We start from the raw sequence: 18445 nt of genomic DNA, 5'->3' as shown, positions 1-18445 counted from the left end.
TATGATCAAGATCGACGGCATCCTGGATTCCGGCTACATCGAGCAGTTCATTCAGGACAATCATTTTACGCCGTTCCCGCAAATTCAGAACACCGAACGGCCGGACAAAGCGGTCGCCAACCTGCTGGAGGGCCGTGTCGTTATTCTCGTGGAAGGCTCGCCGATCGCGCTCATCTTGCCGACGGTGTTCACGCAGTTTTATCAAACGACGGAGGATTATTACGAACGGTTCATCCTGGTCAGCTTCATCCGGCTGGCCCGATTGCTAGCGCTTATCTTCTCCCTCATTTTTCCGTCGCTTTATGTAGCCATTATTTCATTTAACCCGGAGCTCATTCCGACTGAATTCGCCGTCGCCGTGTCCGGGGGGCGAGCGGGGGTGCCATTCCCGGCCGTACTGGAAGCGCTCATTATGGAAGTCTCGATGGAAGTGCTGAGAGAAGCGACGATCCGATTGCCGCAGCAGGTCGGTGGCGCGTTGTCGATCGTAGGAGTGCTTGTGGTCGGCCAAGCGGCCGTGTCCGCCGGATTCGTCTCGCCGATCACCGTCGTCGTCATCGCGCTCACTACGATCGGCTCCTTCGCAACGCCGGCCTATAACGCGGCATTGGCGCTCCGATTGCTTCGTTTCCCGTTGATTATTATTGCCGGTGTCTTTGGCCTGTACGGTGTTGTGGTCGGGTTGATCCTCATCGTGAATCACATGCTGTCTTTGAAGTCATTCGGCGTTCCTTATTTGAGCCCGGTCATTCCCGGCAATTTCGATGGAATGAAGGACACCGTTTTTCGTTCTCCGCTTTGGTGGATGCACAAACGTCCGGTCATGCTTCATCCGCAAAAGAAGAACATCTATGAACCAGGAGACCACAGTAAGCAGGAGAGGTCCAAATCCGATGTGCTGGAGCCTGCCATGTTTAAAGAGGAGAAAGGAGCTTCCGATGCACAAGGGGACAAAAAGGACAATAACGGCCATTCAGGCTAGCGTGATTATAACCAGCACGATTATCGGCGTGGGCGTCCTTTCCTTGCCGACATTCGCCACGAAGGCGGCAGGAACGGGCGGACCTCTCATTACGCTGCTAGGCGTGATGGTCGCGATGCTGGGCGTAGTTCTGATCATCAAGCTGGGCCAGCGGTTTCCGCAACAGACGATTATCCAATACGCCGATTTGCTAATTGGCAAGGCGTTGAGCAAGGTGGGCAGCATTCTGATCATCTTGTTCTTCGCGGTACTCACTTCTCTGGCAGCCAGGGAATTCGGGGAGGTTGTCGTCACCACCGTACTCAAGAAAACGCCGCTGGACGTCACGGTTGTCGTCATGCTACTGCTGGCGGCATTCTCGACGCGCCATGATCTGGATACGTTCACGTATATTCATCAGTTCTACGTTCCGATTATAATATTTCCAGGTTTGCTGATCATCGTCCTCTCCCTCAAAAACTCCAACCCGCTATTTCTGCTGCCGGTCATGGATGGTGGAGGGACTTTCATGGGGATGAGCAAAGGCGTTCTGACCGTTGCTTCCTTGTTCCAGGCTTCCTTCGTCATCACGATGGTCATGCCGAAGCTAAGGGTGCCGGGGAGAGCGATGAAAGCAGGCATTTGGGCGATCCTCATCAGTGGCGGCTTGTATTTGCTGATTGTGATTTCCACCATTTCCGTCTTCGGACCGGAGGAGACGAACAAGCTGCTGTGGCCCACATTGGAGCTGGCAAAGACGACCTCACTGCCTGCAAATATTCTGGAGCGCCTCGATGCCGCATTTCTGGCGGTATGGGTAACCGCCGTCTTCACGACGCTGTTCTCCACCTATTACTTTACGATTCATTCGCTCAGCGAGCTGTTCAAGCTCAAAGACCATCGCATGTTCACGATGCTGCTGCTGCCGTTCGTATTCGTTATCGCTATGCTGCCTCAGAATGTGCTGCAGATGTATGCGGTCATCGATCACATCGGTCAGTTGGGTTTGGTGGTCACAATCCTTTATCCGCTGCTGCTGCTGCTGGTGGCGATGATCCGGAAGAAAAGGGGGCACATGGATGCGGAGTCGAAAGGGTAGACGTTGGCTATTCAGTTTCCTGACGCTATTGCTGACGGTCCCGCTTTTAACGGGTTGTTGGGATCGCCTGGAAATCGAGGAACGTGCAGTCATCCTGGGGATTGGAATTGATCTCGCTAAACCTGGAGCGGAGAAAAACGAGGGCAGCATTTCTCATGTAAAAGGATCCTTTCCTACCCCTAAGGGCGAAATGATCATGCTATCCGCACAAGTGGCGATACCGGGGCGAATTCCGTTAGGGCCGGGTGAAGGGGGAGGAGGCTCAGGAGGGGGGCAAAAGCCGGTTTGGGTCATCTCGGTGGTCGGTCATACCGTACAAGACGCGATCAACAACCTGCAGCAGGAGCTGGCGGATCGGCTCTTTCTCGGCCATTTGCGGATTGTGGTCGTATCCGAGGATTTCGCCAAAGCGGGCATGACCGGTCTAAGCGACTATATGCGTCGGACTCCGGAAATCCGCAGAACTACTTGGGTAGTCGTTTGCGAAGATCAAGCGCTCGACTTGATGAACATAGCGCCGCAGCTGGAGCGGGTGCCTTCGCTCTATTTGCTGGCCACCATGGATCATGCGGTCCGTATGGGCAAGCTGCCCAATGCATTCGTCGGAACGTTCTGGATAGCCGACTCGGCGTTGGGGGTGGAGCCATTTCTCCCTTATGTGAGGCTGGTGGACAGCGGCAACATGCAAATTGCCGGGTTGGCCATGTTCCGAGGGGAGAAGATGGTCGGGCATACGGAGCCGCTCGAAATCGGGGTGTACATGGCGATGAAAGGATTGAATCCCGGCGGCTACAGCGCGCTGACTAATTTGCAAGACAAAGACAGCGCGATTACGTACCAGGTCACCCACCGCAAGGCAAGAACGGATGTTGCGATAAAGAACGGGATGCCGGAATTCGTAGTGAAGATCAGTTTGGAAGGCAATTTGACGGAGAAAATAAATGAACATTTCCTGCTCAGCAACGATGAGTTGAGAGCCATCGAGAACCAGCTAGTAGAGAACGGGCTCAAGGCCTTTAACAATCTGATCAAAAAAACGCAAGAAAAAGATTCGGATATTTTCGGGTTTGGCGAGTACGTAAGGGCGAAAGAACCGAAATATTGGAAGACGCATATCGGCTCCAAAGAAAACTGGCGCAAAATGTACAAAGACGTGAAAGTCAATGTGCAGACCGACTTCAACATCCGCCGGGTCGGCGGAAAAACGACTTAGTCAGGAGGTGCAGGATGTTAGTCAATTTCGTCGGATACTTGAATTATGTGGTGTTCTTGTTCTTGTCGTCCGGCGGCTACATCCTGTGGATCGACCGCAGCAAATATACGGATGACAACATGAAAAAAGAACGAACAGCAGCAACCTGGTCGGCCTGGATCAACCTTAGCCTGGGGGGCATTACGTTCATCGGGAGCTGGATCTACAAAAGGTTTTTCTGGTGAAACCGGTTTGTTACTACAAAACCCTCCGCCACGCCTGTTCAAGGCTAACGGAGGGTTTATTGTGTTGGGAGCGTGGTAACGGGCGCATGACTAGCGCTTCAGCAGCTCCAGCCGATAAACGTACTCGAACAGAAATTCGAATGCCTCCAGATGGCGCTTGGCTTCGAAGGCGTTCGCGCCCCAAGCGTAGATGCCGTGTTTGCGCAGCACGATGCCGGGAATGGCGGGATTCAGGCTACCCTCCACAAGCGCGGCGATCCGGGGGATGTCCGTATAGTTAGGCAGAATCGGAATGTCGATGACCGCTTCTTCCTGCCAGATGTTGAACGCCTTGATCAGCTCGACGCCTTCGACCGGGATGCTGCCGCGATCCGCGAACCATTCCGAGATGACATTGTTGAACACGGTATGGACGTGGAGAATAGCGCCGCAGCCGGTGAGCCGGTAAAGCTCGCAATGGATGAGCGTTTCCGCCGACGGCTTGAGCGCCGTAGGCTCGATCGGCTTGCCGGCTTCGTTCACGAGCAGGAAATCCTCAGGCGTGTGAACGGACTTGTCTTTGCCGCTGGACGTGATGGCGAAGGCGAATCGTCCGTTGTCCTTGTCGTGCTCGCCTGCGCGAATCGACAAGTTGCCGCTCGTGCCGGGAAACCAGCCGCGGTCGGCGAGCGTCTTCTTGATGTCCCGAAGCTCGGAGAACGCGCGTTGCTTTTGTTCCAGGGTCAGTTCAATGGGGTTCATTTTGGGCGATGCCTCCATTTTGCAGCTTCTTCTTTAGCGCATGGGTGACGTCGTGAAACGTATGGAAAGGAATATAAGACAGTCCGATTTCCTCGCATTTCTCGATTAAATAGTGACGCGCGAATATCGTGTCCGCCAGCTTGGCGCCTTCGAAATCCGTTACGCTGTCGCCGATCAGGATGCGCTCGTACCGGTCTTGCGGGAACTTGCGAATGAACGTCGTCTTGCACATGCCGCAGTCGACTTGGCAATGCTCGTCGCACGGATGCGGCCATAAGATGCGAATCGTCTCGCCGGAGAAATCGCTGGCGTTGCAGTAAATATGCTCGGGCTCGATATCGAAGGCCGCAAGGAGCGGAAAGACGAAGAAGTCGATCCCGCCGCTTGTGACGTAGAATTCGATGTCGTGCTGTTTGCAGAAGGCCAATAGCTCGGCGAAGCCTGATCGGATGACGGCGTTGTCGATGGCGTACCGGACAATTTCGTCCTTGCGCGAGGTCGGCAACAAGGCGAACATGGCGCCGACTCCTTCGCGAATCGAGACGGTCCGGTCCAGGACGCGCGAGACGATATCGGACCAGCCCGGTGGGTCGAAGTGCTTCATAATCGCAACAATGTTGTCGTTTTCCGTAATTGTTCCGTCAAAATCGCAGAAGATGACGGTTTTGCGGGGGGTGCTTGAGCGGCTGTTGTTGCCGCCAGTGTTGGTGCTGCTCATTCGCGATTCCCCCAAAGCTCCAGCGCAGTCTTGAGTTCCAGGTTGTCGGCTTGGGCTGCTGCGTCAGCCAGCTTCACGCTTTGGCTGGCGGCTTGGATCGCCTGTCGGAACGCTCGTCCGCCGGCGGCGGTGCCCATCGGATGACCGTGAATGCCGCCTCCCGCGTTCACAACGACGTCTTGGCCGAAGTCGCGCAGGATAAGCGGGACTAAGCCCGGGTGAATACCCGCGGACGGAACCGGGAAGCTTGTTTTGAGCCCGGCGGCAGGTTGCTCGGTTGCTGCGCCGGAACGGCCTGTTGCGTTATCGGAGTCGTAGCGGCTTATGTAGTCGACCGTTAGCTCGGTGGTCGTCAGTGCATGCTGGATCGCCATATTCTCCTCACGCGGCATGACGACGGAGCCGTAAGGCGAAGGGAACAAGACGAGATCCGCGCCGGCGAGCCGCATCAGCTTGCCGAGCAGGACGGATGCGCCGATGCCGTAATGTGGCGACGGATAGATTGCGCCGGCGAGCGCCGGATGCGCCGCGATCGGGACGCGGATGTCCGGATCCGCGCTCAGCTCGTGCAGCACGTCGAAGCCGTACGCGAGCACGTTGAACAAGAGAGCGTTGGCGCCGGCTTCGATCGCTTGTTTGGCGTTCGCGGCGAGTTTGGATGTCGGACCGGTCAGGTTGACTGCGTAGAGCAGCTTCTGTCCGGTCTCTCTTTGGGCTTGCTCCGCGGCTTGCATACAAGTCTCGACTCGTTTGCCGATCGGGGTGAGCGGGTTCTCGAATAAAATCTCGTCGTCCTTGATCAGATCGACGCCGCCGACGGCTTGTCCGTAGAACTGCTCGCGCAAGCCGGAGAGATCGTGGCCGATGACCGATTTGAAGATGCTCATGAGCAACGGCCGATCATGAACTCCAAGCCGTTCGCGGACGCCGTTCAGGCCGAACTTCGGTCCCGGGAAGCGGCTCATAAACGCAGCGGAGAAGTGCAGGTCGATCAGCCGGATGCGGCCGTCCATCGACAGCTTGCCGAACACGGTGACGAGCAGGGCCGGAATATCGGCGCTGAAGTTCACGTCCGGGTAGGCGATGCGGATGTCGGCATAACGTTCGGATGCGGAGGAATCTCCTCCTGCTGCTGGCTCATGGATGTCAACCGACAGCACGCGACCGAGATGCTTTTCCATCTCGGCCTTCTTAGCTTCAGGCAGCTCGGTCCAGCTGCCGACGGTTAATCCGACGGCGATCGATTGCGCTTTTTTGTGAAAATCGGCCTTTCCGTCGAAGCACCGATACGTCGCGATACAATAGCTCATCTCTCGGAATCCTCAGCTTTCTTTGCCTGGTGCGTATTGCGCCGCGATATCGTCTCCCATCTCGCGGGAGCGTTCGGCGGAACGGCGAACGGCATTCATGACGCCTTCCGTAAACCGGTACTCGTCCATCTTCTGGAGCGCTGCCTGCGTAGCTCCGTTCGGAGACGTTACCTTGCGGCGCAGGTCCGCCGGATCCTCGCCCGTGACGCGTACCATCTCGGCCGCTCCAAGCACGGTTTGGATCGTCAGCTGCCGAGCCGTCTCCGGCGACAAGCCGTCGCGCACGCCGGCGGCGATCATCGCTTCCATCATGTAATAAATGTAGGCCGGCCCGCTGCCTGATACGCCGGTGACGATCTCCATCAGCGGCTCCTCCACTTCGACGGCTTCGCCGACGGCGCGGAACAGCTCGAGCCCCATCTCCCGCTGCTCCGGCGTGACGGCAGGGGAGAAGCTGACCCCCGCTGCGCCGAGTCCGATCGTGCTGGAGGTGTTGGGCATCGTGCGGACGATCGGGAATGTTCCGTCGAGCAGGCTCTCGATCGTCGAGATGGAGAGGCCGGCGACGACCGACACGATCAGCTGGTTTTCTCTCAATAATGGCCGGATGGCGGCGATGCCGCTGCCCGCGTCCTTGGGCTTCATCGCAAGCACGACGATGTCAGCTTCGCGAATGAAGCGGTCTTTGTCCGCCTGGCGCTCCGAAGTCGAGACGCCGTATGTTTCTTGCAGCCGGAGCAGCTTCTCGTTGTCTTGTCGATTGACGACTTGAATTCGCGCCGCGTCCACGATGTTGCGGCCGATCAGTCCGCGGAAGATCGCTTCCGCCATCGAGCCAGCGCCGATGAAGCAGATCTGGCACTCGGCCAGGGCATGGACACCGATCGTTTCGCTGTGCATGTCTAGTTCCTCCGATATCTTAAGGGATCGTTATTATCGTACCTTAGTGAGCAGTCTTATTCAAATTAGCCGCGCACTTGGCCGCTGCCTTCGATCGTATACTTGGTCGAGGTGAGAGCAGGCAGGCCCATCGGTCCGCGCGCATGCAGCTTCTGCGTGCTGATGCCGATCTCGGCGCCGAAGCCGAATTCGAAGCCGTCCGTGAAACGGGTGGAGGCGTTGTGGTACACGGCGGCGGCGTCGACTTCCGCGAGGAACCTCTTGGCGGATGGGCTGTCTTCGGTTACGATGCACTCCGAATGAAGCGTTCCGTAACGGCGGATATGGTCTAGCGCTTCCTCAATACCGCTGACGACCTTCACGGAAAGGATCAGATCGCCGTACTCCTTGCCCCAGTCTTCCTCGTTCGCCTCGTTGATCCAGGGCGTGAGCTCGCGTGCGGCGTCGCAGCCGCGCAGCTCCACGCCGAGGCCGCGAAGCTGGTCCGCGAGCGACGGCCATTCGCGTGCCGCGAAGTCGCGGTGCAGCAGCAGCGTCTCCATGGCGTTGCAGACCGAGGGGCGCTGCACCTTCGCATTGATCGCGATGGAGGCGGCCATCGCTGGGATCGCGCTGGAGTCGACGTATGTGTGGCAGACGCCTTCGCCGGTTTCGATGACCGGAACGGTTGCGTTCTGCACGACGTTCTGAATGAGCGAATGACCGCCGCGCGGAATGATAACGTCGAGCAAGCCGTTCAGCTTCAGCATTTCGTCGACGGACGAGCGATCGGAGCTCTCGATCAGCTGCAGCGCCTCAGGCGGCATCGCCGAGCGCGCGAGCGCTCCGTGCATCGCTTGCACGATGCGGCGGTTCGACTCGAGGGCGGCGGAGCCGCCTCGCAGGACGACGGCGTTGCCCGTCTTCAAGCAAAGCCCGGCCGCGTCCACGGTCACGTTCGGCCGCGCTTCGTAGATCATGCCGATGACGCCGAGCGGCACGGCCCACTTGCGGACGAGCAGGCCGTTCGGCCGCTCGAACTGCTCCAGCAGGGCGCCGACCGGATCCGGCAGCTCCGCCACTTGGCGCAGGCCGTCCGCGATCGCCGCGATGCGCTTCTCGTTCAGCGCCAGCCGGTCGAGCAGGGAGGCGCTTGTGCCATTGTCGCGGCCTCGCTGCAGATCGATCGCGTTCGCCGCGATGATCGCCTCGGCATCGGCCAGCAAGGCGTCCGCCATGAGCAGCAACGCTTCGTTTTTCTGGGCCGTCGTTAACCCGGCCATCTTGCCTGCGGAGGACTTGGCCGCCGCCGCTTTCGTTCTTACTTCACTCATCGTTCGTTCCCCTCCATACTAAGCTCCAACGTTATCCATTCGTCGCGGTGAATTACTTCAATCCGATTTACCTCGAGGCGCTTCTGTACTTCCTCGGAAGATAAACCGGCGGCGGCTCGAAGCTGCCAAGAGGCGTAATTGACGACGCCTCGACCTAATGTGTTTCCCGCTGCGCCGACAACCTCGATGACATCGCCAGGCAAGAAGTCGCCCTGAACCTCGACAACGCCGGCCGGCAGCAGGCTGCGTCCGCCGGCGACCAGCGCCTTCTCCGCGCCGGCGTCGACGATCGCGCGGCCTTGCGGGAGCGAGTGGAAGCCGATCCACTGCTTCTTCGTCGAGAGCGAGTGGAGGCTCGTCTCGAAATATGTGCCTTTGCCCGACTCGCGCACCGCGAGAGGCAAGTCGCCCGGCTCGACGGCCCGGCCGACGAAGACCGGGACGCCGCCGCGGACCGCGATGCGCGCCGCTTCGATTTTCGAGCGCATGCCGCCGGTGCCGACCGACGAGCCCGAGCCGCCGGCCATCGCGAACAGCTCGTCGCTGATGACGCCGACCCGCTCGATGCGGCGAGCGTCCGCGTTTTTGCGAGGATCGTCGGTATAGAGGCCGTCCGTGTCGGTGACGATGACCAGCCGGTCGGCCTTCACCAGATTCGCGACGAGCGCGGACAGCTTGTCGTTGTCGCCGAACTTGAACTCGAGCTCGTCGACAGCGACCGTATCGTTCTCATTGATAATCGGGATGACGCCATGCCCGATCAATTCCTCAAGTGTCCTCAGGGCGTTGTCGATACGTTTGCGGTTGGAGAAGTCCGAGCGCGTCAATAAAATTTGCGCGACCGCATGCCCGTGGCGGTGAAACGCCTCGTTGTAGCATTGCATGAGAAGCGCTTGGCCGACGGCGGCGGACGCTTGCTTCTCGTGCACGAGCTTGGGGCGTTTCGGATAGCCGATGCGGCGGAATCCGGCGGCGACCGCTCCGGACGTCACGAGCAGAACTTGATGGCCCAGCTCGCGGAGAGCGGCCAGCTCGGCGGCGAAGTATTCGATTTTGTCGCGGTTCAGCCCGCCTTCGTCTGAAGTCAGCGAGCTGCTGCCGATTTTGACCACGATGCGGCGATTCATGAGTCCTCACTCCTCCTGGCAATCTACAAAAAAAGACTCCCGTCCTGCTAAGGACGAAAGTCTGGGCTTCCGCGGTACCACCTTAATTCGATGTATCCATTCACGCCAAATGAGAGCGATGAATCAATATCATCCTTCTTGCGATTCCCTGTAACAGAGGGACAGCTGTCCGACTCTTCGCCGGCCGTTCGGGGGTGGGTTCGGTCAGGGGGAGCGGTAAATTTTCGCAGCCAGGAAATTTACTCTCTGACGCTCCGGAGCTGATCTACTAGTCCCGTCTATACGTTTGCACTTTGCATCAATTTCCTTATAGGATAGCACGGCGCGCCGGGGTTGTAAAGGATTCGTTAGCCCTTCTCCATGAACTCCAACCGGTTGCCGAAAGGGTCGTGAAGGAAAAATCGGTTCACGCCTTCTTCGGCTCGGGCATCGTCCTCGACGATCGGGACCCGGTGCGCGGTCAGATACTCCCTCAGGCGATCGAGTCCGCTCAATAGGAAAGCCGGATGCGCTTTGGTCGCCGGAACAAAATCCTTCTGGACACCTATATGGACTTGGTGCGCGCCGCATTGGAACCAGATCCCGCCCCGCCCGCGAAGCGGCTCCGGCTTGGGCAGCTCCTCCCACATCAATATGCCGCCGTAAAAAGCCCGCGCCTCTGGCTCACAGCCGGGAGGGGCGGCAATTTGTACGTGATCGATGCCGGTATAGGTGAAAATCGAATGGGTCATGAGAGCCTCCTAGTTCGATAATTTGTTTCATCTAATAAAACTTAGTTTCGTTATGTGAGAATATTGTAACATAGTTTGGTTGGAAAAGCCCCCATTACGCAAAGAACCGTCCATGCGGACGATTTTTTTCTCGATGTGCGCCACGCATGACGCGTAGCTAGGCGGTGGAAGACCGCTATAGGGGCTGTCAGTTGCCAATCATTAGCCAAGAGCAATGGTTCGCATGTTCGAATGTTTCGAACTTTGTCGTTTTTGTATGACTGAGCGACAATAAGGGAGTTATGCCCAATGTAAGCGGTGGAAATGGTGGTATACTAAATAATTAGAAAATTTACAATATTACAAAAAACGGTGTATCGTATACATAACGAAACACCTTTACATCCCGTTTACAAGTTTCTGTTCGGGAACGAATCTGGGCAAGCGATTGTTCCTGCATCTCATTATTGGCATGAAGATGGCGCTGTAGCTGACTGGTAAAATGTTCTTAAAGGGAAAGGAGGAATGATCGCATGCTGATGGCAGGTGTAGGCAGGGCCTGTATTACGCCTCCGCTGGATACACCCAATGGGATGTTTGTCGCACAGAAGCATATATTTCCTGACGGATTGCATCAGGATTTATGGGTGACTGTATTGATTCTGGCCGAAGGGGAAGAACGGATTGCGCTCTTGGATTTCGATTTTTGTCTCCTCTCGGACGAGCAAGGCGCAATGATATGCGATGCTGTTGCTGAATCGACAGGAATGGATGCCGCTAGAGTACTTCCATTTTGTACACATAATCATGCCGGACCGGTTACATATGCATCTTATTCAGGCGCCGGAGAAAAGCGGGTAAGGAGCTATTTCGCATCCGTACCCGGATTGGCGGCAGGCGCCGCCAGATATGCTTCGTTGAACATGACCCCGGTCCGTATCGCCGCCGGTAACGGCATATCCGAGATCGGCGTCAATCGCGATCTTCCCCTTGATAGCGGCCGAATCGTCACCGGTCCAAATCCGGATGGATTCCGAGATCAAGAGGTAGCTGTTATTCGCATGGACCGACTTGACGGCAGACCGTTTGTATGCGTTGTCAATTATGCCTGCCATCCGACCGTACTGGGACCGGCAAACAAGCTGATCAGTCCCGATTACCCGGGAAGCACGAAGCGTACGGTTGAGCAGTTAACCGGAGCGACCTGCTTGTTTCTTCAAGGAGCCGCGGGAAATATGGGGCCGATCGAAGGCTTTACAGGCGACGTCAAGATTGCCGAAAGATTGGGGAATTTGCTTGGTTTGGAAGCATCCAAGGTGTTTCTGTCGTTAAGCACAAGCCCGACACGCAAAAAACTGCATGAGATTATCGAGTCAGGCGCACCGTTAACACAGTATATCGATGAACCGATCGCGCAGGAGTCTGACAAATTGCGTTTTATTAGCCGTACGGTCAGTCTCCCTTATCGAAATCCTTTCTCCAACAAGTTGGAGAGTTCGGAAGAAAAGCTGGTCAACTGTCGTGCAGAGCTGCAAGAGCTGCTGGATCGAGGCGGGAAGGAAGAGGGAGAAGCGGTTATCAAGAAACGCCAACAAATGGATCGATTGACGATATATGTCAATCAATTGCACAGATACCGGGAAACTTCCCATCAATTCGTCCCGATTCATGCGATTCGTATCGGCCCTGTTGCGATTCTGGCAATGGGAAACGAACCCTATTGCGAAATCGGTGTAGAAGTGAAGCGAAACTCCCTTTTTCCCCATACCATGTTCGCTGCCTATTTGGCTGGAAATTCCGTTTACATTCCAACTCCGGACGTTTATTTACCTCAGTCCCCCTTTGAAGTGGAATATAGTCCTTTTAGTCCGGATGCTGCACAACTGTTGGTCGAAGCGGCCAATAGCCTGCTTCATGAACTAAAAACAAGCGAAATGAATGAGGAAGAAACCAAATACAATTCATAGGAGGAGTAATAGTGCTGCAATCAAAATCGGCATACGATCAATTCTTTGAGGAAGGCTACATCTTTTTCCCTCAAGTGTTCAAAGGAGAGGAGCTCTCCAGACTTCGGGCCGCATGCAATTATGTCCTGGAGCAGTTCACGGAAGAGCATGACCGGCTAAATCCGAATATCGACTTTAATTCCTTCCGTCATCTGAATGACACCCGTTGGCATCGGGAAGGGAGAGAACACTATAAGACAATCATGGAAACGATCGCCGATCCCCGTTGCCTCGGTCCTGTTGAACAAATATTTGCCGGTCCGTCCTTATTTCGCTCAACGTCTTATTTTGTAAATCAGCGTTTCGGCAGTAAGAACGGCAATTGGCACCGTGATTCGCAATTCGTCACGAAAGATGAGCAGGAAGAGCAGGAAATGTTAAGCAAACAGTGGAAGGAAAAAATCGTGCTGGGCTTACAGTTTCAAATTGCCCTTATCGATAACGACGATGTTGAGTACGTACCTTATTCCGGCAATCGATACGATTCACCGGAGGAACGGTATATAAGACTGTCCGATAATAAAACCCATAATGACGAGGATGGTATGCCGAATGCCCTCCGAGTGCCTCTGAAGGCCGGAGATGCCGTAATTTTCAATCCGAACGGATTACACCGTGGACGTTATCACAAGGAGATCCCGAGAAGGACGTTAATGCTAACTTATACACCGCTTGACATGAAAACCTACGATTACTATTCCAATCAACCCTGGTTGGAAGGGCCGGGGGCACTCGATGGATTATCTCTGCGGGCTGTTGCTTATTTCACGCAATTTATAGATGCGTATCGAGATTTTTGGCGTACAAGCAAGGAGTCGGCAGGAAACTGACAATACCCGATGGAAGAGGAAAATATGCATTACAATGTACCAATGGAGGTGGTATCAGTAGCTGACACCACCTCCATTAATTTTCTAGTAGCTGAGCGAACTGGCGCTCACTCGGATGCGATTTTTCGCGTGCAATCATACTTCTTCCGTCTTACGGAAGTCAGGAATGGACACGCTGATGGCGGCCGCTACTTGAACAAGTTCAGCCGACCGATTCGAGTCACTGCTTCCCGCAGCCGCTCCTCGTTCGACAGCAGGCCGATCCGGACATAACCTTCGCCGTTCTCGCCGAAGCCGATGCCTGGCGCCACCATTACATTGGCCTGCTCCAGCAGCAAATCCGCGAGCGAGGCGGAGGTGTATCCCGCAGGGACGGGCAGCCAAGCGAAGAACGACCCCTGGGACGGCTTCGCCTCCCAGCCGATCTCGCGCAGCGCTCCGTAGAATGTATTGCGTCGCCGCTCGTACATTGCCACTAGGTCGCGCACACAGTCTTGCGGACCGGTCAAAGCCGTCGCCGCCGCGACCTGAATGCCGCCGAACAGGCTGCAATAATAATGGTCCTGGATCAGGTTAATCAGGCGGACGATCTCGGCGTTGCCGAGCGCGAAGCCGACACGCCAGCCGGCCATGTTGTACGTCTTCGACAGCGTATAAAACTCGATGCCGACTTCCTTGGCGCCGGGAAGCTGCAGGAAGCTGATCGGCGGCTCGCCGTCATAGCCGATCGCGCCATAGGCGAAGTCGCTGGCGACCGCGATGCCGTACTGAGCTGCGAAACGAATCGTTTCTTCATAAAAGGAAGCGGGAGCCGTAGCGCCTGTAGGGTTATTCGGGTAGTTGATGAACATCAGCTTCGCCCGGTTCAGCTCGTCCGGCTTCAGTTCGCTGTAATCCGGCAGGAACGCGTTCGACTCGCGCAGCGGCATGAACACCATTTCAGCTCCGGCAAGCGCGACGCCCGACCAATAGTCCGGGTAGCCCGGATCTGGCACAAGACATACATCGCCTGGATTCAGCAAACATTGACTGATTTCGATCAGTCCGGTTTTGCCACCGAACAGGATGGCAACCTCGCTGTCCGGATCCAAGTCCACGCCGTAATCTTGCTTGTATCGTTCGGCCACGGCTTCCTTCAGAAACCGGTATCCGTTGAACGGCGGATACTTGTGGTAGACGGGATTCGCCGACGCCTCTTGCATGGCTGCCACGATATGAGGCGGGGTAGGTTGGTCCGGATTGCCTTGGCCCAGGTTGATCACATCATGGCCTTGTGCGATGCGGGACGTCACTTTGCTGACCATAGAGGCGAAAAACTGCTCCGGCAGCTGCAGCATCCGTTCAGCAGGTTGAACGCGGATCGGCTGGATCGGGGTCGGGTTTGATGTTGTATTCGATGGATAGGGCATCTTTTTCTCTCACTCCGCTTATTATGTATTAGCTTGATTATACTTCGAACGTGCCCGATTTCCAATCGGATCAGTTGTCCTGAATGCCGCGATCGACTAAGATAGGAAGAAATAAAGTACCGAGGAGCTGTATCGATGACTGCCACTGCCAATTCCACCATGCGCGTCTCCGTTCTGCAAATGGACATTGCCATCGGAGAGCCGGACCGCAATTTCGAACGTTTGAGCGAACTGCTCCAACAAGCCGTCCAAGTCGAGCCTAAGCCGGATGTCATCATCTGCCCTGAAATGTGGAACACCGGCTACGCCCTGGACCGTATCCAACAGCTGGCGGACCTACAGGGGGAGCGGACGAAGACGATGATCGGCGAGTTCAGCCGGGAGCACGGCGTTCACATCATTGCCGGATCGATTGCCGAACGTACCGACGATGATGTGCGCAATACGATTTACGCTTTTGATAGACAAGGGGACGTGAACGGCACTTATTCGAAAATCCATCTCTTCCGACTTATGGACGAGGAGAAGCACTTGAAAGCGGGCGACACATTAGGCGAGCTGACGATAGACGACGTTCAGGTAGGGGCAATGATCTGCTACGACATCCGTTTCCCGGAGTTGACCCGCAAGCTGGCGCTGAATGGCGCCAAAGTATTGTTCGTGCCGGCAGAGTGGCCGCATCCGCGGCTGCATCATTGGCGGACGTTGCTCATGGCGCGGGCGATCGAGAACCAAATGTATGTCGTGGCTTGCAACCGTGTAGGGCGAAGCGGTACGACGGATTTCTTCGGGCATTCCTTGATTATCGATCCTTGGGGAGAAGTGATGGCCGAAGGCGACGAGAGCGAATGCATCTTGACGGCAGAGCTCGATCTGGAGCTGGTCGATTCGGTGAGAGGGCGTATCCCGGTGTTTAAGGATCGCCGTCCCGAGCTTTATTGTTAATAATTTCAACATGCCTGCCCTGAGATCCGCCTCTTCGGGCGGGTTTTTCATTTTCCTAGATTAACTCTTGTCAAGCGAGCCTGCCTGTGTTTGAATGGAGAGGAAAGCACATAACCTGTTTCGCACTTGTATTTAAATGTAGACAATATCCGAGGGGAGAAGGGGAATGATGAGCGCATCGCAATCGCAGCAAACGACCAGTTCTAACATGCAATGGCACGAACGATTAAATGAGCACATTCCTTGGGGGTCGAGCACTTGCTCAAAGGCGCCTTCCATGATGCCGGAGGAGCCGGCGGTTATCGTTAAGGGGAAAGGCTGCCGCGTATGGGATGCGGATGGCCGCAGCTTTATCGACTACCGCAACGGGCTAGGGCCTATTACGCTTGGCTATCAATTCCCTGAAGTGGATGAGGCGATCAAGGAGCAGCTCTCGAACGGTATCGTTTTCGGTCAGCCGCATCCGCTGGAAGCCGAGGTAGCCGAGCTGCTGTGCGAGCTGATCCCTTGCGCGGAGCAGGCACGGTTCTTGAAGACCGGCGGCGAGGCGCTTGCCGCAGCGATTCGGATCGCAAGAGCATACACGGGCCGCGACCATATTATCCAAGTCGGTTACAACGGCTGGGTCAATGCGCTCGGCTCCGGCGTGCAGATGCTTCCTGGACAGCGTGCATCGGGTTCCTCCATTAAAGGTGTGCCTTCAGCCGTTACCGGGCTTCATCATGTTGTTCCTTGGAACGATTTGAAGGCGATGGAGGAAGTGCTGGAGGCGCACTCCGGTCAAGTGGCCGCCGTGCTGATCGCCGCCGATTATGCAGGAATGGAGCATGGGGCGACGTTTTATCCGGCAGTCCGCGAGTTGACGCGCAAACATGGAGCTTTGCTCATGTACGACGAGATCGTCACCGGCTTCCGCGTAGCGCTTGGCGGCATACAGCAGCATTTCGGTGTAACGCCTGACATGGCTGTATTCAGCAAAGGTATGGCGAACGGTATGCCGATTTCCGCTTATGTGGGCAGGAAGGAAGTGATGGCGGCTTGCGACCGAGGCGGTACGGTCATTTCTTCCACGTTCGGAGGCGAAACATTGTCTCTGGCGGCTTCCAAAGCAACGCTCCAAGTATACAAGGAGCAAAACGTTGTCGGCCATCTGTGGAAACAAGGCGAAGCACTGTGGGGCGGCATGAATCGTGTGTTCGACCGATTGGGTGTGCCGATCGAGCTGAAAGGCTTCTGGACTTGTCCGGCCTTCACGGCAAAAGCGGGTGCAGAGGCGGACATCGTCTCGAGATTTATGCGGCAGGCGTATGCGAATGGCGTCTCCTTGTACAGCGTTTCCTATGTTAACTTTAGTCACAAGGATGCCGATATTGCAGAAACGTTGGAGCGACTGGAGCAAGCTTGCCACAACTTATAAAATGGGTGAATGAGGACCGGACATCGATGGGGGGACCTGCATGTATATGGACGTGAATGCGCTGCTTGGGCAATGGCCGTTTCGGCTCGTCCGCAAAAACACGCTGGAGGATTTGCGTAAGGTGCATCAAATGAACGACATCAGCGGAGGCTACGTCGCTTCGCTGAACAGCGTTTTCTACAATGACCCTTTCGAAGGGGACGAGGAGCTTCACGAATCGATCGGAGGGACCGAATACAAGCATGTATTGACGGTCAATCCCGAGCTTCCGGGTTGGGAGCGGGACATAGAGGAAGGCTTGCGGCGGTTCGATATTCACGGCGTTCGCGTCTACCCGAGCTATCATCCGTTCGATTTGAACGGGAAGCCGATGGCTAACCTTTGTCGGGTGCTGGTTAAGCATGGACTGCCGCTGTTTTTGACCAAACGGATGGATGACGAACGGCTGGACTATTTGGTCCGCCAAATTCAAGTCCCAATTGATGCGGTCAGGCAATTGATCGTGAGCCAGCCGGATTTGACGATCGTGCTGCTCACGACTCGGATTGCCGAGCTGGAGGCTATTAAGGAGGCGATAGTCGCTCATCCGCGTGTTTACTTCGATGTTTCCGGGTTGAAGGACCGAGTGCTGATCATCGAAGATATCATTCAGACGTTTCCCGTCGAAAGAATGCTGTACGGGTCCAACCATCCGTTGTTCGCGTTGAGAAGCTCTCGCTTACTCGTGGATATGGCGCATGTTGATCCGGAAGTGAAACACAAGATTATGGGAGAAAACGCACGTGTGCTGGAGCGCAGCAACCAGCCGCAAACGGCGAAATAAGCCGAAGCCGGTTCCTCTCGGGACCGGCTTCCTATATGTCGGCGTCAAATTATATGACATAAAATTGTCTTTATATATAAATCAATCATTTATAGCGCTTACATGTAATGAAACATAACATACCTGTATTGATTTAGTCTATAAACCTCTATATAATGAGAAATGTAGCTTATTTGATGTTATTAATTCTTACATCTCAAAAATTATGGAGGGAGCGATTCAGATGAACGTGGCGTTGATTGCGCATGATGTGAAGAAGGAAGAGCTCGTCAACTTTGTCATCGCATACAAGGCGGTTTTCGAGAAGCACACGGTATTCGCGACCGGTACGACGGGGAATAAGCTGACGGATGAGGCCGGCCTGCATGTGTATCGGTTGAAATCCGGTCCGCTGGGCGGAGATCAACAAATCGGTGCGCTCGTCGCTCAGAATGAGATTGACATGGTCATTTTCCTTCGCGATCCGTTGATCGCCCTTGCCCACGAGCCCGATGTCACGGCTCTGTTGCGGCTCTGCGACGTCCAATCCGTACCGGTAGCCACGAACATCGCCACAGCAGAGATGCTGGTCAAATCGCTCGATCGCGGTGACTTGGGATGGCGGGAAGTGGTGCATAAGTACAAAAGCTACAAACGAAGCGGTACCGAGGGATAGCGGGCAACAGCACCGCGCGCCTTGATCTAAGCCTCTAAGAATTC

General features: G+C 55.6%; 18 protein-coding genes and 1 pseudogene. 11 read left to right on the top strand and 8 right to left on the bottom strand.

Annotated features, from left to right (window positions below; all coding sequences use genetic code 11):
- The 4 genes from PKO02S_RS23050 to PKO02S_RS23035 all read left to right on the top strand — a co-directional run.
- Window positions 1-982, top strand: a 982-nt coding sequence (locus PKO02S_RS23050) for a spore germination protein (protein WP_164821621.1), incomplete at its 5' end; no start/stop codon positions are given.
- Window positions 939-2060, top strand: a complete 1122-nt coding sequence (locus tag PKO02S_RS23045; protein WP_127586602.1) for a GerAB/ArcD/ProY family transporter — start codon at window positions 939-941, stop codon at window positions 2058-2060. The genes PKO02S_RS23050 and PKO02S_RS23045, both read left to right, overlap by 44 nt.
- Window positions 2041-3273 (top strand): Ger(x)C family spore germination protein, encoded by a 1233-nt coding sequence (locus PKO02S_RS23040; RefSeq protein ID WP_127586601.1) that lies wholly within the window; start codon window positions 2041-2043, stop codon window positions 3271-3273. The genes PKO02S_RS23045 and PKO02S_RS23040 overlap by 20 nt, the downstream gene beginning before the upstream one ends.
- Window positions 3274-3287: 14 nt before the next feature.
- Window positions 3288-3497, top strand: coding sequence for a CLC_0170 family protein (locus PKO02S_RS23035; RefSeq protein ID WP_127586599.1), 210 nt, complete (start codon window positions 3288-3290; stop codon window positions 3495-3497).
- 90 nt (window positions 3498-3587) lie between these two features.
- Here the strand turns inward: PKO02S_RS23035 and mtnB are convergent, their stop codons facing one another.
- The 7 genes from mtnB to PKO02S_RS23000 all read right to left on the bottom strand — a co-directional run bounded on the left by mtnB (window position 3588) and on the right by PKO02S_RS23000 (window position 10337).
- Window positions 3588-4238 carry a methylthioribulose 1-phosphate dehydratase gene (gene mtnB / locus PKO02S_RS23030; RefSeq protein ID WP_127586597.1) on the bottom strand — a complete coding sequence of 217 codons (651 nt, stop codon included), beginning with the start codon at window positions 4236-4238 and terminating at the stop codon, window positions 3588-3590.
- Window positions 4225-4956, bottom strand: coding sequence for a 2-hydroxy-3-keto-5-methylthiopentenyl-1-phosphate phosphatase (locus tag PKO02S_RS23025; protein WP_127586595.1), 732 nt, complete (start codon window positions 4954-4956; stop codon window positions 4225-4227). Before PKO02S_RS23025 ends, mtnB begins: the two co-directional genes overlap by 14 nt.
- On the bottom strand, window positions 4953-6266 hold the full coding sequence (locus PKO02S_RS23020; RefSeq protein ID WP_127586593.1) for a 2,3-diketo-5-methylthiopentyl-1-phosphate enolase: 1314 nt from the start codon (window positions 6264-6266) through the stop codon (window positions 4953-4955). Before PKO02S_RS23020 ends, PKO02S_RS23025 begins: the two co-directional genes overlap by 4 nt.
- A gap of 12 nt (window positions 6267-6278) precedes the next feature.
- Entirely contained in the window at window positions 6279-7166 is an 888-nt protein-coding gene (proC, locus tag PKO02S_RS23015) for a pyrroline-5-carboxylate reductase (RefSeq protein ID WP_127586591.1), read from the bottom strand.
- A gap of 65 nt (window positions 7167-7231) precedes the next feature.
- Entirely contained in the window at window positions 7232-8479 is a 1248-nt protein-coding gene (locus PKO02S_RS23010) for a glutamate-5-semialdehyde dehydrogenase (protein ID WP_127586588.1), read from the bottom strand.
- Window positions 8476-9606 carry a glutamate 5-kinase gene (gene proB, locus PKO02S_RS23005; protein ID WP_127586587.1) on the bottom strand — a complete coding sequence of 377 codons (1131 nt, stop codon included), beginning with the start codon at window positions 9604-9606 and terminating at the stop codon, window positions 8476-8478. Before proB ends, PKO02S_RS23010 begins: the two co-directional genes overlap by 4 nt.
- A gap of 347 nt (window positions 9607-9953) precedes the next feature.
- A complete protein-coding gene (locus PKO02S_RS23000; RefSeq protein WP_127586585.1) occupies window positions 9954-10337 on the bottom strand; it encodes a VOC family protein in 384 nt (127 codons plus the stop codon).
- A gap of 512 nt (window positions 10338-10849) precedes the next feature.
- Here PKO02S_RS23000 and PKO02S_RS33960 point away from each other — a divergent pair.
- The 3 genes and pseudogenes from PKO02S_RS33960 to PKO02S_RS22990 form a co-directional block, all read left to right on the top strand.
- Window positions 10850-11449: pseudogene (locus PKO02S_RS33960) on the top strand (hypothetical protein); the annotation flags it as partial.
- Window positions 11450-11551: 102 nt separating this feature from the next.
- Entirely contained in the window at window positions 11552-12283 is a 732-nt protein-coding gene (locus PKO02S_RS33415) for a hypothetical protein (protein ID WP_246067217.1), read from the top strand.
- An 11-nt stretch (window positions 12284-12294) separates the two neighbouring features.
- Complete coding sequence (locus PKO02S_RS22990; RefSeq protein ID WP_164821620.1) at window positions 12295-13152, top strand: phytanoyl-CoA dioxygenase family protein; 858 nt, start codon at window positions 12295-12297, stop codon at window positions 13150-13152.
- Between the two features lie 188 nt (window positions 13153-13340).
- On the opposite strand, the gene PKO02S_RS22985 is transcribed toward PKO02S_RS22990, so the two are convergent.
- A complete protein-coding gene (locus PKO02S_RS22985; protein ID WP_127586580.1) occupies window positions 13341-14561 on the bottom strand; it encodes a pyridoxal phosphate-dependent aminotransferase in 1221 nt (406 codons plus the stop codon).
- 135 nt (window positions 14562-14696) lie between these two features.
- On the opposite strand from PKO02S_RS22985, the gene PKO02S_RS22980 reads away from it, so the two are divergent.
- The 4 genes from PKO02S_RS22980 to mgsA all read left to right on the top strand — a co-directional run bounded on the left by PKO02S_RS22980 (window position 14697) and on the right by mgsA (window position 18401).
- Complete coding sequence (locus tag PKO02S_RS22980; protein ID WP_127586578.1) at window positions 14697-15506, top strand: carbon-nitrogen family hydrolase; 810 nt, start codon at window positions 14697-14699, stop codon at window positions 15504-15506.
- Window positions 15507-15675: 169 nt separating this feature from the next.
- Complete coding sequence (locus tag PKO02S_RS22975) at window positions 15676-16923, top strand: aspartate aminotransferase family protein (protein ID WP_164821619.1); 1248 nt, start codon at window positions 15676-15678, stop codon at window positions 16921-16923.
- Between the two features lie 40 nt (window positions 16924-16963).
- Window positions 16964-17746 (top strand): amidohydrolase family protein, encoded by a 783-nt coding sequence (locus tag PKO02S_RS22970; RefSeq protein WP_127586574.1) that lies wholly within the window; start codon window positions 16964-16966, stop codon window positions 17744-17746.
- Between the two features lie 223 nt (window positions 17747-17969).
- Entirely contained in the window at window positions 17970-18401 is a 432-nt protein-coding gene (mgsA, locus tag PKO02S_RS22965; protein ID WP_127586572.1) for a methylglyoxal synthase, read from the top strand.
- Window positions 18402-18445: the final 44 nt, after the last annotated feature.

The organism is Paenibacillus koleovorans NBRC 103111, assembly GCF_004000845.1.
In the GTDB taxonomy this organism is placed as follows: domain Bacteria; phylum Bacillota; class Bacilli; order Paenibacillales; family NBRC-103111; genus Paenibacillus_AA; species Paenibacillus_AA koleovorans.
This window is presented reverse-complemented; position numbering and strand designations above follow the sequence as displayed.